The following is a 15,539-nucleotide window of genomic DNA, read 5'->3' on the forward strand; positions in this document are numbered from 1 at the left end:
GCGTCGTCCGGGGGCTCATCACGGCTTGTAGTCGGGGTAGCCGTAGCCGACGATGTCGTCGGCCGAGCGCTCCTTGATCCTGACGGCGTTGCCGGTGTTGCCCTCGACGGCTTCGATCGTGCTGTCGTCGACCTTCTTGGCCACCATGCCGACGTGCCGGATGTCCTCGACGTCCTTGCTGCCGTCCCAGGCGTAGAAGACGATCGCGCCCGGCCTCGGGTCGGTGCCCCAGCGGCCGTGCTCCTGGAACCAGCGGGCGTGGGCGACGGTCCAGGCGTCGCTGCCGATCTGGTCGGTGAAGCCGATCTGCTCGCCGATCCAGGAGATGAACATGTCGCACCACTGGGCGTCGCCGTACTCGCTGATGGAGCCGCCGTCGCGGGCGACGGTCTCCCCGGCGCGCGCGGTGCCCATGTACCACTTCTGGAACTTGGTCTCGCCGCCGCCGTCCTCTTCCACACCGACCTGGGACTTGGCGAGCTTGATGGCGTCGTCGGCGGTGGGCCGGGCATCCCCGGTCTTCTGGGGGGCGGCCTTCGGGCGGTCCTGGGTTTTCTGTGCGGGGGACGTCCGGGGCTCGGCCTTGGACGTGCTCTTGGCCGGGCCCTTGTCCGCCTTCTTGGTGTCCGTCTTCTTGATGGGGGTGGCACCGGCCGCCGCGGCCGTCGCCGGGGCGGAGCCGAACGGCAGGACGGACGCCTGCGCGGTGGCCGCCGCGGTACCGAGGACGGCGGCGCTGACGACTATGCCGCCGGTCGTCCGCCATGTCAGGGACAGGGGGCCCGGCTTGCGGTGCCGGCCCGGGACCTTCTTGCAATGCTCGCGTGGCAAGGGGGGATCTCCTCGACTTCCATGCCGCCTACCGGGTTAGCTGACGGGTTCGGGCCTGGAAGGCGCCCTACGGCCTGCGGGCAGGCCGATTCACCCCGAAAGGGAAAGGACACGATGGGTCCCCGGCTCCGCGTCCGGTGCACATGCGCACGGCGGTCCGCGGACTCGGCGGTGGCGTGCCCAGGGGACGGGCACACCGGTTTCGGATGGGGGCTCGCGCGGGCGGAGGCGCCCGCGGAGTGCAGGGAGGGTCCGGGCGTGGCCGCACGATGGGCGGCCACGCCCAGGTAACGCTGCGGAACTCACTCCTTCGCTCTTCCAGACGCCTACCGGGTTAGCTGACGGGTTCGGGCGTGGAAGTGGCCCTACGGCGGCTCTCACCGGGGGTGGGAGAGACACGCCGATTCACCCCGGGTGCCGGAATGCCCGTCCGGGAGGTCTCCCGGACTCCGGCGATGTGGGTCCCCGGTTCCGCGCTTCGGCGGATTCGGCGCTGCCGCTGCGATCCTGGGGGCGAGATGGGGCCCGGCGCGGGACCTGTCTCCCGCGTGCGAACGAGCGGCGCCTGATGTTGTGTGCGGACGCCGGCCCGGTTCCGGGGGCGTCCGGGATGCCTGACCCGGGGGAACCGCCGTGGCTGCGCGCTCAGCGCCATGCACGCCGTGAGCGTGCGCACGGTGGCCCAGGTCGGCCGTGCGGTCCGGGTGGGACCGCTGTGCGGCACCGTCCGGTGCCGCGGGGGCGACGCGTGGGTCGTGCCGCCCGGGTGGCGGCACATGGCTCGTGCCGCCGTCACGCGGCGGACGAACGCGCCGCGCGGGGTCGGGGCGCCTGGCGGGCGCCGCGGGGCCACGGCGTCTGGAGGGCGCCGTGAGTGGTGACAACGTACCAAAGCCCCAACAGAAGGCAAACCCCTACAAAATTAACAACGGACCAGGTCAAGCCTGGTCCGTTGCGAAAAAGAGAGCTCCGTCACGCCCTCCGCGGGGTGTGGGGCGGGCCGTCAGGGGCGCCCGGCGCCGTAGTAATTGCTCAGGTAGTAGCCCGAGGTGATGTCGCTGATCTTGACGACGTCGCCGGTGTGCGGGGCGTGGATCATCTTGCCGCCGCCGATGTAGAGGCCGACGTGGCCGAGCCCGCTGAAGAACACCAGGTCGCCCGGCTGCAGGTCGCTCTTGGCCACCCGCTTGGTCGCGGCCCACTGCGAGTTCGTGGTGCGGGTGATGCTGACGCCCGCCGCCGCCCACGACTTCATGGTCAGGCCGGAGCAGTCGTAGGAGCCCGGGCCCTCCGCGCCGTACTGGTACGGCTTGCCGAGCTGGGCGTAGGCGAAGTTGAGCGCCGTGCGGGCCGGGCCGCTGGCCGGGCCGTTGTAGGTGCCGCCCGAACCGCCCGAACCGCCGGACCCGCCGCGGTGGCCGCCGCCGGAGGGCGTGCTGGTACCGAACCGCCGCAGCAGCTTCTTCTGCTTCTCGACTTCCTTGTCGAGCTTGGTCTTCTGGTCCTTCAGCTCCTTGGTCTTGGCCTTCACGTCGTCGTAGGCGGCCTTGGCCTGCGCCTGCTCGCGGCGGAGCCGCTGCGCGGTCGCGAGGAACTGGGTGAGCTGGGAGCTGCGCTCGTGCGACAGGTGCGAGAAGACGGCCGCCTGGTCGAGGATCGCCTGCGGGTCGTTGCTGCCCACAAAGCCGGTCACGTCCGCGGAGTCGCCGTTCTTGTACGCGGCGGCGGCCATCTGGGCGATCTTGGAGCGCTGCTCCTCGAAGGCGCTCTCCTCCTGCTTGCTCGCCTTCGACGCGCTGTCGAGCTTCTTCTTGGCGACCTTGAGCTTCTCGTTGAGCTGGTTGTACTGCTCGACCTTCTGGTCCATCTGCTCATTGAGCTGGTTCAGCTTCTTCTGGACCTGCGTCTTGGTCGGCTTGGGCTCGGCGTGCGCCACCATCGGGGGCGCCATGAGGGAGGCGGTCACGGTCAGGCAGGCGGCTGCCGCCAGACGACGGGAGGCGCCTCTGGTCGCGGGGCCACCTCTCCGGTCACGCTTCTGCGCTGGTGCCCCGTTGAGATCCTTGGCCACGATGGGTCTCGCCCTTCTCGTCCACGACATCAGCGGACGACACTAGCGAGGGGGGACAACCGTCACAACCGATTCGTCACTCTTTGATTGATATCGAGAAGCGTCATCTACTTTTCGTGACGCCGTGATCACGGATGGCGAGGGTTTCTTTGGCGGCCTCGGGGATTCCTATGACCGGCCCAGCCGCCGCAGCAGCAGGGTGGACGGGCAGGGCCGGGCATCGGCGCGGCGGGCCGCGTCGGCGACCTCCCGGTCCGAGGACACCACCACCACGGGACGGCCCGACGGCTCGGCCCGCACCAGCTCGCCGATCAGCTCGTCCGCGGTCTGGCCCGGGGCGCTGAACCGTACCCGGACGCCGCGCGGCGCCGCGACCGCCACCGGCGTGTCCAGCTCCGCGCCGTCGAACACGCACGTCACCTCGGCGCGGGTCTGCGCCGCCAGCCCGCCGAGCCCGGACACCAGCCGGTTGCGCTGATCCGCCAGCGGCAGTTCCCCGTAGCCGGTCTTCGTGACGTTGTAGCCGTCCACCACCAGATGCACCTGCGGCAGGGTCAGCAGCCGGTCGAGCAGCTGCGGGTCGCTGTCGGACAGCGCCCGGCCGGGCAGCGCCCGATGCGCGAGCCGGTCCGGCTCCAGCCCGCCCGCCGCGTCCGCGGGACGGCCGATGGTGGAGGGCAGCGCCAGTTCCCGGCGGATGCCCTGCGCCGCGTCCACGAGCGTGTCGAGCAGCATCCGCAGCCGGACGTCGTCAACGTTGCGCCCCTCGCGCGCCGCCCGTCTGGCGGCCTCCGCGTTCGCCTCCGCGTGCGCGGTGCGGGCGCGCAGCCTGCGCAGCTCCTTCTCGGACGCGGCGGTCGACTCGCGGGCGGCGGCCAGTTCCCGCGCGGCCTGCTCGGCGACCGCGTCCGCGCGTTCCTCCGCCGCCCTGAACCGGGTGCGGGCGTCGTGCAGCTTGTGGCGCAGCTCGGCCACCTCGGCCTTGGTCTCGCGCAGCTCGGCGCGCAGCTTGTCCAGCTCGGCCGAGCGCGCGGCGCGGGCGGCGGCCAGCTCCTCCTTCAGCGCGGCGACGCGGCGCTCGGCGGCCTCCTCCTCCGACGCGGTCGCGGAGCGCTCCAGTTCCGCGCGTGCGGCCTCGACGAGCACCGTCCAGCCCGCGGGCCGCAGCAGGTAGGCCAGCACCGCCACGCGCACCGGGTCGGCGGCGGGCGGCACCCGCCCGCCCTCGACCACCTCGACCAGGTCGGCCTGCGTTTCCCGCAGCGGCTCGGCGACCCGCTCCCGGAAGCCGGAGTCCTTCTCCAGCGCCGCGGCGATGTGCTGCCCGGCGAGCTTGGCGCGCTTGCGGCGCTCGAACCGCGCGAACCGGCGCAGCGGCGCGGGGACCTCGTCGGCGGGCAGCGACCCGATCAGCTCGGCGGCGGCCTCCACCACGCTCTGCCGCACGGGTTCGGGGAGGGGCCGGTCAAGACGCTCTTCCCGGTGGGGCTGCGGGGCCGGTTCCCCGGAACGCGCCGGCTTCTGCCCGGACTCCACGCCGCCGGGGGTCGCTTCGGGGCCGCTGTCGATGATCCCGCTCCTTCCGGGCTGCGCCGCCGGTGGGCTGTGTCTTCCCGAGCACCCACGCCTTAACCGGCATTCGACCAGGGCGAACGTGTCATCGGACCGAGCGCGCCGGAGCTCCCCCTGACCGTCCCGCGGCCCCCGCCCGGCGGGACGTGCCGGCGCACCTCAACCCTAGCGGCCCGGGGTTGTGTCGGTGGTGTCCTCTACGGTCGCGCACATGACGGCTGCGCACGGGGTCCAGGGGACGCTGGACGACCTCGGCACTCCGCTCCGCGAGGTCACCTTCGTGGTGGTCGACCTGGAGACGACGGGCGGCTCGGCCGCGGACTCGGCCATCACCGAGATCGGCGCGGTGAAGGTGCGCGGGGGAGAGGAACTCGGCGAGCTCGGCACGCTGGTCGACCCCGGCGGGCCCGTCCCGCCGTTCATCACCGCGCTGACCGGCATCACCACGGCGATGGTGACGGCCGCGCCGCGCATCGAGTCGGTGCTGCCCGCGTTCCTGGAGTTCGCGCGCGGCTGCGTGCTCGTGGCGCACAACGCCCCGTTCGACATCGGCTTCCTCAAGGCCGCCTGCGCCGCGGGCGGCTACGCCTGGCCCGCGTTCCCCGTCATCGACACCGTGGACCTGGCGCGGCGCGTCCTGTCCCGGGAGGAGGTGCCCAACTGCAAGCTCGGCACGCTGGCCCGGTTCTTCCGGACGTCCAACGAGCCGACGCACCGCGCCCTCGCCGACGCCCGCGCCACCGTCGAGGTCCTGCACGGCCTCATCGAGCGGCTCGGCTCGTTCGGCGTCACCTCGCTGGAGGAGATGCGCGGCTTCGCCAAGGCGCCCACCCCCGAGCAGCGCCGCAAGCGGCATCTCGCCGACGGCGTGCCGAGCACGCCCGGCGTCTACCTGTTCGAGGACCGCGCCGGCGAGGTGCTCTACGTCGGCAAGAGCGGCGACCTGCGCTCGCGCGTGCGCAGCTACTTCACCGGTTCGGAGACGCGTCCGCGCGTCCGCGAGATGGTGGGGCTCGCCGAGAACGTCCGCACGATCGTGTGCGCCACCGGCTTGGAGGCCGAGGTCCGCGAGCTGCGGCTGATCGCCGAGTACAAGCCGCGCTACAACCGCCGTTCCAAGTTCCCCGAGCGGGTGATCTGGCTGAAACTGACCGTGGAGCCGTTCCCGCGGCTGTCCATCGTCCGGGAGTGCCGCGCCGACGGCGCCCGCTACCTCGGGCCGATCTCGTCCCGGCGGCAGGCCGAGGAGGCGCGCGCCGCGCTGCACGAGGCGATCCCGCTGCGCCAGTGCACCCAGCGGCTGACGCCCCGGCTGATCGAGCGCGGCAAGGCGCGCGCGTGCGCGCTCGCCGAGATCGGACGCTGCGGCGCGCCCTGCGACGGCCGCGAGTCCGCCGACGCCTACGCCATGCACGCCGGGACGGCCCGCGCGGTCATGGAGGGCGATGTCCGCCCGGTGGTGGCCGCCGCGCGGGTGCGCATCGACCGGCTCGCCGCCGAACTGCGGTACGAGGAGGCCGCCGTGCAGCGCGACCGGCTCGCCGCGTTCGTCCGCGCCGCCGCGCGCGGGCAGCGGCTCGCCGCGCTGGCCCGGCTGCCGCAGCTGGTGGCGGCCCGTCCCGCCTTCGACGGCGGCTGGGAGCTGTCGGTCGTCCGGTACGGGCGGCTCGCCGCCGCCGGCACGGTCCCGCCGGACGCCCGGCCCCGCCCGTACGTGGACGCGCTCATCGCCACCGCCGAGACCGTCTTCCCGCCCGCCGGGGAGGCGCCCGGCGGCGTCGCGCTCGGCGCGCCGCCGTCGGCGGGCGCGACCGCCGAGGAGATGGAGTGCGTGCTGCGCTGGCTCGACCTGCCCGGCGTCCGGCTCGTCGAGGTCGACGGCGCGTGGACGTGCCCGGTCCACGGCGCCGAGGGGCTGCGCGAATGGATCGACCGCGCCTACGACAGGGCGTACGAGCGGCACGAGCCGTCCCATCCGCGTGCTGCCCGCCCACTAAGGTGAAGACGTGGCCCTGCCCCTCTACGACAGCCAGCCGGCCCGGCGCGTCCCCTGGGTGACGTACCTGCTGATCGCGGTGAACGTCGTGGTCTTCCTGATCACCCCGATGTCGCGCTTCGCCACCTGGTATGGCGAGGGCGCGGTCCGCGAGTGCAGGGCGACGCAGTTCACGTTCGAGTACGGCGCGGTGCCCAAGGAGCTGACGACCGGCGACCAGCAGCCGCTGCCGTCGGACGTCGCCCGCGACTGCGGGCCCGCGACCTTCCACAAGGCGCCCTGGACGTCGGCGTTCACCTCGATGTTCCTGCACTCCGGCGCGCTGCACCTGCTGGGCAACCTGGTCTTCCTGTTCGTCGTCGGCATGGGCGTCGAGGACCGGCTCGGACGGTGGCGCTATCTGCTCAGCTACCTGTTCTTCGGGCTCGTCGCCGTCTACGGGTTCGCGTGGACGTCGCCCGGCTCGACCGTCCCGCTCATCGGCGCGTCCGGGGCGATCGCGGGGGTGATGGGCGCCTATGTGATCCTCAACCCGCGGGGCCGCGTCGTCAGCTGGGTGCCGCCGGTCATCGTGATCCGGCTGCCGGTGTGGGTGGTGCTCGGGTACTGGTTCATCCTGCAGTGGCTGTCGCTGGGCAGCGAGGAGAAGAGCAACGTGGCCTACACGGCGCACATCTACGGCTTCGCGGCCGGCGTGGTCTTCGCCCTCCTCGCCCGCCGCGCGGGCCCGTCCCGCCGCCTGGCCGCGCTGAGCCGCGGCTAGTACTTCCCGGTAGGGTCGAAGCGTCCGAATCTGCGGGGAGGGTGAAGTGGTCACTGCGATCGTGTTCGTCAAGGCCGACGTCGCGCGCATCCACGAGGTGGCCGAGACGATCGCCGCGCTGGACGGCGTCAGCGAGGTCTACTCCATCACCGGGGGCCACGACCTCATGGCGATGGTCCGGGTGCGCCGCCACGAGGAATTGAACGACATCATCCCGGGCCGGCTCAACAAGGTCGAGGGCGTCATCGGTACCGAGACCCATATCGCCTTCCGCACCTACTCCCAGCACGACCTGGAACAGGCATTCGCGTTGGGCCTCCCCGACGCCGACTAACGCATCGCCGCGTTGCCCGTTGAAGGAGGGCCTGCAAGGCCCGACGCCGAGGGCGACGCAATCAACCCGCGCCGAGGGCGACGCAATGGACACCATCCCCGCAGGGGAGGGTGTTGTAGCCGGGGCTTTCGCGGTAGACGGCGCCCGGGGGCCAGTGCGCGGTGTTGGACGCCATGACGCGGCCGGGGGCGTTGACGACGAACGCGGGCGCCGGGATTTCGCGCAGCGCGGGGACGATCTCGTTCTCGAACGTCCGGGCGAACACGTCGGCGGCGGCGACGCCGGCGAACGTCCCGGCGGCGTGGACGGGCGCCGACAGGGTCAGGACGTACTCGTCGCTGCACAGGTAGTCGACGTAGGGGCCGCAGACGGTCCGCTCGGCGCCGTCCTCCGGGCCGGTGAACCACTCCCAGCGCGTGTAGTCGTACAGGGCGCTGCTCTCGGGGTTCAGGTCGCGCAGCAGTTGGGCGGGGCGGCCGCCGGGGCCGGCCTGCCACCATTCCATGTACCAGGCGGCGTCGGCGAGCAGCTGGGGCGCGGCGATGAAGCCGAGGCCGCAGATGAGCGGGCCGAGCCGGGCGGACAGCAGCGGGCGCAGCGGGGCGAGGTCGGCGCGGACGGGGGCGCGGCCGGTGCGGTGGACGTCCTCCAGGCACCGGGCCGTCGCGTCGCGGACCCGGGCCACGGTCGCGAAGACGTAGTCCAGGGTCGCGCGGACGTGCGCCGCCGCCGCGCCGACGGCCGGTGGCTCGGCGGGCATGGGTCCCCCTCAGAGTGCGAGCCGTCGTTCAATGAGACGTTCTACCGCATTCAGGACGTGACTTTCAGCCACCTCGCGGGCCCGGGCTTCGTCGGCGCCCTCGATGGCGTCGACGAGCCCGGCGTGTTCGGCGTCCACCCGGCCGCGCCGGGCCCGCAGGTCGTGCACGGCCCAGATCAGCGGGCCGATCTCGGCCTGCAGCCGGATCTCCTCCCGGGTGAGCCGGCCGGACTGGGACGCGGCGGCGACCTCCAGGTGGAGCCGGCCGTCCAGCCTGCACATCCCGGCGCCGGGCTCGGTTTCCGCCATGTCGTCCAGGGTGCGGCGCAGCCGCCGGACGTCGGCGGGCAGCGAGCGCAGCGCGGCCAGGCGCGCGGCGGCGCCGGCGATGGCGGCGTAGTGGTCGCCGAGGTCGCGGAGTTCTTCCGCGCTGAGCGAACGGAGCCGCTCGTCGAGATCGAATGGCCTGGCCGGGGCGCGGACGAAGCTTCCGCCGCCGCGCCCGCGCCGGGTCTCGATGAGCCCCTGTTGACGCAAGGCCATCAACGCTTCGCGTAGTGTGACCGTTGAGACACCGAGATGTGCCGCGAGGTCGGTTTCGCTCGGCAGATGCTCGCCGTCGCCGAGGAGCCCGAGCGCGATCGCGTCGCTCAGCCGCCGCACGACGGCGTGCACCCGTGCGGTGTTGTCGACGGGAGCGAACACGACGAGATGCGCGCTGTCCATGGCCCCCTCCCGGTGTTAACACAGTGATACCGGAACATCACTTGAACTTAAACTTATGAATCCATATGTTTTCGTTATGCCGGTGACAGCGGTGAGGATCCGCGATCTGCGTAAGACCTTCGGCCCCGTCGAGGCGGTGGCGGGCGTCGACCTCGACATCGGGGACGGCGAGTTCTTCTCCATGCTGGGCCCGTCCGGGTCCGGGAAGACGACCGTGCTCCGGCTCATCGCGGGCTTCGAACGCCCGACGTCCGGGACCATCGAACTCGGCGGCACGGACGTGACGGCGCTCGCGCCGTTCGACCGCGACGTCAACACCGTCTTCCAGGACTACGCGCTGTTCCCGCACATGGACGTGCTCCGCAACGTCGAGTACGGCCTCAAGGTGCGGCGGGTGCCGCGCGCGAAACGCCGCGAGCGGGCGCTGGAGGCGCTGCGCGGCGTCCGCCTGGACGGGATGGAGTCGCGCCGTCCCGCCGAGCTGTCGGGCGGCCAGCGCCAGCGGGTGGCGCTCGCCCGCGCCCTGGTGAACGAGCCGAAGGTCCTGCTGCTGGACGAGCCGCTCGGCGCGCTCGACCTGAAGCTGCGCGAGGAGATGCAGGTCGAGCTGAAGAGCCTGCAACGGCGGGCCGGCATCACGTTCGTGTTCGTCACCCACGACCAGGAGGAGGCGCTGACCCTGAGCGACCGGGTCGCCGTCCTCAACGGGGGCAGGGTCGAGCAGGTGGGCACGCCCGCCGAGGTGTACGAGCACCCCGCGACGGAGTTCGTGGCGGGATTCGTGGGGACCTCCAACCGGATCGACGGCGTTTGCGTCCGGCCGGAGAAGATCCACGTCGACACCGAGACCGGCGCCGGCGCGAGCGCGCCGGACGCCGGGGACCGGCACGCCTTCGGCACGGTCGCGGAGGTCGTCTACGCGGGCGCGGTGACCCGGTTCGTGATCGACCTGGAGTCGGGGGACCGGGTCGTGGCGCTGCAGCAGAACCTGCGGACCTCCTCCATGGACGTGCTGGGCCGGCGCGGCGCCCGCGTCCGGATCGGCTGGCACGAAGCGCACGAGTTCCACGTCTCGGGCGCCGGTACGGGTACCGACCCCGCCCCGGCCCCCACCTCCTGATTCACCCCCATCCCCCCGAAATAAGGAGTTCCCCATGTGGTCCACGCGCAAGGCGTTCGCCGTCGCGGCGACGCTCGCGATCGGACTGACGGCCGCCGCCTGCGGCGACGGCTCAGGTGACAAGGCGTCCGGCGCCGGGCAGGGCGGCTTCACCGTCCCGAAGGTCCCGATGCGGCAGTCGCTCGGCGCGGGCGAGGGCGCGGTCAACCTGGTCGCCTGGGCGGGCTACGCCGAGGACGGCTCCAACGACCCGAAGGTCGACTGGGTCACCCCGTTCGAGAAGCAGACCGGCTGCACGGTCAACACCAAGGTCGCCGGGACGTCCGACGAGATGGTGACGCTGATGAAGACCGGCGAGTACGACGCGGTGTCGGCGTCCGGGGACGCCTCGCTGCGGCTGATCGCGTCCGGGACGGTCGCGCCGGTCAACACGGGGCTCGTGCCGAACTACGCCGACGTGTTCTCCGGCCTGAAGATGAAGCCGTGGAACTCGGTGAACGGCGTCTCCTACGGCATCCCGCACGGCCGCGGCGCCAACCTGCTGATGTGGCGCACCGACAAGGTGAAGACGGCGCCCGACTCGTGGGGTGCGGTGTTCGACGCGAACTCGCCGTACAAGGGCAAGATCACCGCCTATGACTCGCCGATCTACATCGCCGACGCCGCCCTCTACCTGATGTCGGCCAAGCCCGAACTCGGGATCAAGAACCCGTACGCGCTCGACCAGAAGCAGTTCGACGCGGCCGTCGGCCTGCTGAAGACCCAGCACGGGCTCATCGGCGAGTACTGGTCCGACTACACCAAGGAGGTCCAGGCGTTCAAGAGCGGCGACTCCGTCCTCGGGACGACGTGGCAGGTCATCGCGAACCTCGCCGAGGCGGAGAAGGCGCCGGTGCAGGTGACGCTGCCCAAGGAGGGCTCCACCGGCTGGTCGGACACCTGGATGGTCGGCGCGAAGGCCAAGCACCCCGACTGCGCCTACAAGTGGCTCGACTGGATCGTGTCCCCGAAGGCGAACGCGCAGGTCGCCGAGTGGTTCGGTGAGGCCCCGGCCAACGCCAAGGCGTGCCAGGAGACCTCGGACAAGAAGTTCTGCGACACCTTCCACGCCACCGACGAGACCTACTTCTCCAAGGTGCACTTCTGGACGACGCCGATCGCCCAGTGCCTGGACGGGCGCACGAACGTCAAGTGCGTCGACTACTCCAAGTGGACCCAGGCGTGGACCACGATCAAGGGATGACCGCCCCCGCCTCCACCGGCGGAGCGGACGCCCGCCCGGCGCCGGGCCCCCGGCGCCGGGCGGCGGCCCTGCTGCACCGCCGTCCGCGGCTGCGGCTGTCGCTGCTGCTGTCGGCGCCGCTCGCCTGGCTGGTCGTCGTCTACCTCGGCGCGCTCGCCGCCATCTTCCTCACCGCGTTCTGGACGACCGACGTGTTCACCGGCGAGGTCGTCCGGCAGTTCACCCTCGCGAACTTCCGGACGCTGCTGGACGAGCCCGTCTACCGGACGGTCGCGCTGCGCAGCCTCGGCGTCGCGGTGGCCGTCACCCTCATCGACACCGCCATCGGCTTCCCCATGGCGCTCTACATGGCCAAGGTCGCAAGGCCCCGGTACCGGCCGTATCTGCTGATCGCGATCCTGGCGCCGCTGTGGGCCGCCTACCTCGTCAAGGCGTACGCGTGGCGGGTGATGCTGCAGCAGGGCGGCCTGCTCGACCAGGTGCTCGAGCCGTTCGGGCTCTCCAGCCCCGGCTACGGCCTCACGGCGACCGTGCTCGTCCTGGCCTACCTGTGGCTGCCGTACATGATCCTGCCCGTCTACACGGGCCTGGAGCGGCTCCCGGACTCGCTGCTCGACGCGTCCGGCGACCTCGGCGCCCGGCCGCTGCGCACGTTCCGCACGGTGATGCTGCCGCTGGTGTTCCCGTCCCTGGTGGCCGGGTCGATCTTCACGTTCTCGCTGTCGCTCGGCGACTACATTACCGTGAAGATCGTCGGCGGCCGCCGGCAACTGCTCGGCAACGTCGTCTACGACAACATCGGCGCCGCCAACAACCTGCCGTTCGCCGCGGCCGTCGCCACGATCCCGGTGGTGGTGATGCTCGGCTACCTCGCCGCGGCCCGCCGCACCGGCGCCCTCAGGGAGCTGTGATGACCTTCTCGCCCGCCGCACGGATCGCACTGCGCGTCCTCATGGCCCTCGGCCTGGCCGTCATCTACGTGCCGCTGCTGGTGGTGCTCGTCAACTCCGTCAACGCCGACAAGACGTTCGGCTGGCCGCCGCCCGGGTTCACCGGACGCTGGTGGGCGCAGGCGCTGGACAACGAGGGCGCCCGGCAGGCCGTCCTCACCAGCGTCAAGGCGGGTCTCGGCGCGACCGCGACCGCCCTCGTCCTCGGCACGATGGCGGCGTTCGCCGTGTCGCGCCACCGCTTCTTCGGCCGGGAGACGGTGTCGCTCGTCGTCGTCCTGCCGATCGCGCTGCCCGGCATCGTCACCGGCATCGCGCTGAGCAACGCCTTCCAGGTCGTGCTGAAGCCGCTCGGCATCGGGCTCGGCCTGTTCACCGTCATCGTCGGGCACGCCACGTTCTGCGTCGTCACCATCTACAACAACGTGCTCGCCCGGCTCCGCCGGACGGGCACCCGCCTGGAGGAGGCGTCCGCCGACCTCGGCGCCGACACGTTCCAGACGTTCTGGTACGTGACGTTCCCGGCGCTGCGGTCCGCGCTGCTCGCCGGCGGCCTGCTGGCGTTCGCGCTGTCCTTCGACGAGATCATCGTGACCACGTTCACCGCCGGTCCGGGCGCGACGACCCTGCCCATCTGGATCTTCAACAACCTGTTCCGCCCGAACCAGGCCCCGGTCGTCAACGTCCTCGCCGCCGCCCTGATCGTCCTGTCGGTCATCCCGATCTACCTGGCCCAGCGTCTCTCCAGCGGCGCCCGGAGCCCCGTCTGACCCCGGGGGGCGACTCCCTGGAACCCCGCCACGGCGCAGGCGATCCGCGTGCCTGCGCCGTGCTCTGGTGACCGAGGTGGCTAGCGCATGCCCTGGCTCGTGTCGATCCAGCGGTCGAGGAGGGTGCTCGTGGCGCCGGAGTCGACGGCCTCGGCGGCGCGGTCGCGGGCGTCCCGGAGGGCGCCGGTGAGCTCGGCGGGGGGCGGAGCGCCCTCGTAGGCGGTGATGAGCGCGGCGGCGTTCAGCAGGACCATGTCGCGAACCGGGCCCCTGGCGCCCGCGAACGTCTCGCGGGCGACCCGGGCGTTGAAGGCCGCGTCGGCGCCGCGCAGGTCCTCCGGCGCGGCCGGCGGGATGCCGAGGTCGGACGGGTCGAACGTCGTCTCCGTCGCCGTCCCGTCGCGGACGACCCACACCGTGGACGTGCCGGTGGTCGTCAGCTCGTCCAGCCCGTCGTCGCCGCGGAACACCAGCGACGAGCAGCCGCGTGCGGCGAACACCCCGGCGATGACGCCCGCCATCCGGGGGTGGAACACGCCGACCGCCTGGGCCGCCGGAAGCGCCGGGTTGGTCAGCGGGCCGAGGAAGTTGAACACCGTCGGCGTGCCCAGCTCGCTGCGCGTCCGCGACGCGTACCGCAGCGCCGGGTGGTAGAGCGGGGCGAAGCAGAACGTGATGCCGAGCTCCTCGGCGACCCGGGCGGTGGCCTCCGGCGGCAGGTCGATGGCGACGCCGAGGTGCTCCAGCAGGTCGGCGGCGCCGCACGAGGACGACGCGGCGCGGTTGCCGTGCTTGACGACCCGGACGCCGGACGCGGCGGCGACCACCGCGGCCATCGTCGAGATGTTGACGGTGTGGGCGCGGTCGCCGCCCGTGCCCACCAGGTCGGCGATGGGCCCCGGCACGTCGATGCGGGTGGCGTTGTCCATCATGCCCTGGGCGAGTCCGGTGACCTCCTCGACCGTCTCGCCCTTGGCGCGCAGTGCGACCGCGAAGCCCGCGATCTGCACGTCGGTGGCCTCCCCGGCCATGATGCTGTTCATGGCCCAGGCGGTCTCCTCGCTGGACAGCGAGTCGCCCGACAGGAGGGCGTTGATCAGTGCGGGCCAGCTGGTGCGCGCGTCCATGTCCCCTACCGGGTCTCGTGGGCCGACGTTGTCCACGGGGTGGTGAAGGCGGTCTCTACAGGGTTCTCAGCGGGTCTACAGGGTGGTGAGGCGGTTCTCGCGGCGCTGCCGCATGAGGCCGGCGAGCGCGCCGGCGAGTGCCATCGGGTCGAGCGGCAGGCCGACGACCGCGTCGGCGCGCGACCAGGTGGCGAGCCAGCCGTCGTCGCGGCGGCCGATGACGGCGAGCACGGGCGGGCAGTCGTACACCTCGTCCTTGGCCTGCCGGCAGACGCCGAGCCCGCCCGCGGGCTGCGCTTCGCCGTCCACGACCATGATGTCGATGCCGCCCTCGTCCAGCCGCGCGACCGCGGCGGGCTGGGTGGCGCACTCCACGAACTCCACCTTCGGGAGGTCGGCGGCGGGACGGCGGCCGATCGCCATCCGGATCTGTGCGCGGGTGTTCGCGTCGTCGCTGTAGACGAGGACCTTCATCGGGGTCTCCGGGGCGGTGCTCATGCACGTGAGGGTACCGGGTCGGGGGCCCTGGGACACCCGCGGGGAACCATATGAGGGGGGTCATGCGTCACTCACGGGACGGGGGCGCAATAATGCTGCCCGTGACAGCATCCGCGATAGAGACAACACCTCACGCACGGGCGAACCGTCCCAATCTGGTAAGCGTGGGGACGATCGTTTGGCTGTCGTCCGAGCTGATGTTCTTCGCGGCGCTGTTCGCGATGTTCTTCACGATCCGCTCTGTGACGATCGGCCAGTCCGGGCATGGCGCATGGCCCGGTGCCCCGCTGGACCTGCCCCTGTCGGCGGTCAACACGACCGTCCTGGTGCTGTCCTCGGTGACCTGCCAGATGGGCGTGTTCAAGGCCGAGGCGGGCCAGGTCGGACGTGACGGCGGCCTGCTGAACTTCAGGCGCTGGGGACTGCGCGAGTGGTACATCCTCTCGTTCCTCATGGGCGCCTACTTCGTCGCAGGCCAGGCCTACGAGTACTTCAACCTCGTCACGCACGACGGGCTGACCTTCTCGTCCTCCGCCTACGGCTCGGTCTTCTACCTGGCCACCGGCTTCCACGGCCTTCACGTCATCGGCGGCCTGGTCGCGTTCCTCTTCCTGCTCGGGCGCACCTACGCCGCCAAGCGGTGGACGCACGAGCAGGCGACGAGCGCGATCGTCGTGTCCTACTACTGGCACTTCGTCGACGTGGTGTGGATCGGCCTGTTCTCCGCCGTTTACCTGCTCGACCTCTGACCTACCCGACGACATGACCCGAACGGGGA

The 15,539-nt window shown here is 71.9% G+C and carries 15 protein-coding genes and 2 riboswitches; of the genes, 8 read left to right on the forward strand and 7 right to left on the reverse strand.

The window, feature by feature from the left end; all coding sequences use genetic code 11:
* Nucleotides 1–18 precede the first annotated feature (18 nt).
* The 3 genes from ACQP1N_RS12490 to ACQP1N_RS12500 form a co-directional block, all read right to left on the reverse strand.
* Nucleotides 19–831, reverse strand: a complete 813-nt coding sequence (locus ACQP1N_RS12490) for a CHAP domain-containing protein (protein ID WP_433231318.1) — start codon at nucleotides 829–831, stop codon at nucleotides 19–21.
* 9 nt (nucleotides 832–840) lie between these two features.
* Nucleotides 841–1,012: riboswitch (cyclic di-AMP (ydaO/yuaA leader) on the reverse strand.
* 127 nt (nucleotides 1,013–1,139) lie between these two features.
* A riboswitch (cyclic di-AMP (ydaO/yuaA leader) is annotated at nucleotides 1,140–1,334 on the reverse strand.
* A gap of 500 nt (nucleotides 1,335–1,834) precedes the next feature.
* Entirely contained in the window at nucleotides 1,835–2,797 is a 963-nt protein-coding gene (locus tag ACQP1N_RS12495) for an NlpC/P60 family protein (protein WP_433231320.1), read from the reverse strand.
* Between the two features lie 273 nt (nucleotides 2,798–3,070).
* Nucleotides 3,071–4,348: an NYN domain-containing protein gene (locus ACQP1N_RS12500; protein ID WP_433231323.1), complete on the reverse strand. Its 1,278-nt coding sequence runs from the start codon at nucleotides 4,346–4,348 to the stop codon at nucleotides 3,071–3,073.
* A gap of 337 nt (nucleotides 4,349–4,685) precedes the next feature.
* Between ACQP1N_RS12500 and ACQP1N_RS12505 the strand changes: the two genes are divergently transcribed.
* Genes ACQP1N_RS12505 through ACQP1N_RS12515 form a run of 3 tightly spaced genes read left to right on the forward strand, consistent with a single transcriptional unit; the run spans nucleotide 4,686 to nucleotide 7,567 of the window.
* Nucleotides 4,686–6,476, forward strand: coding sequence for a DEDD exonuclease domain-containing protein (locus tag ACQP1N_RS12505; RefSeq protein ID WP_433231325.1), 1,791 nt, complete (start codon nucleotides 4,686–4,688; stop codon nucleotides 6,474–6,476).
* A 4-nt stretch (nucleotides 6,477–6,480) separates the two neighbouring features.
* Nucleotides 6,481–7,233, forward strand: coding sequence for a rhomboid family intramembrane serine protease (locus ACQP1N_RS12510; RefSeq protein ID WP_433231327.1), 753 nt, complete (start codon nucleotides 6,481–6,483; stop codon nucleotides 7,231–7,233).
* Nucleotides 7,234–7,279: 46 nt separating this feature from the next.
* Nucleotides 7,280–7,567, forward strand: coding sequence for an Lrp/AsnC family transcriptional regulator (locus ACQP1N_RS12515; protein ID WP_067794336.1), 288 nt, complete (start codon nucleotides 7,280–7,282; stop codon nucleotides 7,565–7,567).
* 61 nt (nucleotides 7,568–7,628) lie between these two features.
* On the opposite strand, the gene ACQP1N_RS12520 is transcribed toward ACQP1N_RS12515, so the two are convergent.
* Both ACQP1N_RS12520 and ACQP1N_RS12525 read right to left on the reverse strand, forming a co-directional pair.
* Nucleotides 7,629–8,327, reverse strand: coding sequence for a cache domain-containing protein (locus ACQP1N_RS12520; protein WP_433231330.1), 699 nt, complete (start codon nucleotides 8,325–8,327; stop codon nucleotides 7,629–7,631).
* 9 nt (nucleotides 8,328–8,336) lie between these two features.
* On the reverse strand, nucleotides 8,337–9,053 hold the full coding sequence (locus ACQP1N_RS12525) for a FadR/GntR family transcriptional regulator (RefSeq protein WP_433231332.1): 717 nt from the start codon (nucleotides 9,051–9,053) through the stop codon (nucleotides 8,337–8,339).
* A gap of 76 nt (nucleotides 9,054–9,129) precedes the next feature.
* Here ACQP1N_RS12525 and ACQP1N_RS12530 point away from each other — a divergent pair, with 76 nt between their 5' ends.
* Genes ACQP1N_RS12530 through ACQP1N_RS12545 form a run of 4 tightly spaced genes read left to right on the forward strand, consistent with a single transcriptional unit; the run spans nucleotide 9,130 to nucleotide 13,136 of the window.
* Nucleotides 9,130–10,173 (forward strand): ABC transporter ATP-binding protein, encoded by a 1,044-nt coding sequence (locus tag ACQP1N_RS12530; protein ID WP_067794342.1) that lies wholly within the window; start codon nucleotides 9,130–9,132, stop codon nucleotides 10,171–10,173.
* 34 nt (nucleotides 10,174–10,207) lie between these two features.
* Nucleotides 10,208–11,416 (forward strand): ABC transporter substrate-binding protein, encoded by a 1,209-nt coding sequence (locus ACQP1N_RS12535; RefSeq protein ID WP_067794344.1) that lies wholly within the window; start codon nucleotides 10,208–10,210, stop codon nucleotides 11,414–11,416.
* The gene (locus tag ACQP1N_RS12540) at nucleotides 11,413–12,327 is read left to right on the forward strand and encodes an ABC transporter permease (RefSeq protein ID WP_067794346.1); all 915 of its coding nucleotides are present in this window, start codon (nucleotides 11,413–11,415) and stop codon (nucleotides 12,325–12,327) included. Before ACQP1N_RS12535 ends, ACQP1N_RS12540 begins: the two co-directional genes overlap by 4 nt.
* Nucleotides 12,327–13,136, forward strand: coding sequence for an ABC transporter permease (locus tag ACQP1N_RS12545; protein ID WP_067794348.1), 810 nt, complete (start codon nucleotides 12,327–12,329; stop codon nucleotides 13,134–13,136). Before ACQP1N_RS12540 ends, ACQP1N_RS12545 begins: the two co-directional genes overlap by 1 nt.
* An 80-nt stretch (nucleotides 13,137–13,216) precedes the next feature.
* Here the strand turns inward: ACQP1N_RS12545 and trpD are convergent, their stop codons facing one another.
* Nucleotides 13,217–14,263, reverse strand: coding sequence for an anthranilate phosphoribosyltransferase (gene trpD, locus ACQP1N_RS12550; RefSeq protein WP_067794350.1), 1,047 nt, complete (start codon nucleotides 14,261–14,263; stop codon nucleotides 13,217–13,219).
* A gap of 75 nt (nucleotides 14,264–14,338) precedes the next feature.
* Complete coding sequence (locus ACQP1N_RS12555) at nucleotides 14,339–14,761, reverse strand: response regulator transcription factor (protein WP_067794352.1); 423 nt, start codon at nucleotides 14,759–14,761, stop codon at nucleotides 14,339–14,341.
* A gap of 164 nt (nucleotides 14,762–14,925) precedes the next feature.
* Between ACQP1N_RS12555 and ctaE the strand changes: the two genes are divergently transcribed.
* Entirely contained in the window at nucleotides 14,926–15,510 is a 585-nt protein-coding gene (gene ctaE, locus ACQP1N_RS12560) for an aa3-type cytochrome oxidase subunit III (protein ID WP_217999806.1), read from the forward strand.
* Nucleotides 15,511–15,539 lie beyond the last annotated feature (29 nt).

Source organism: Actinomadura formosensis, from assembly GCF_050948385.1.
Classification (GTDB): domain Bacteria; phylum Actinomycetota; class Actinomycetes; order Streptosporangiales; family Streptosporangiaceae; genus Spirillospora; species Spirillospora formosensis.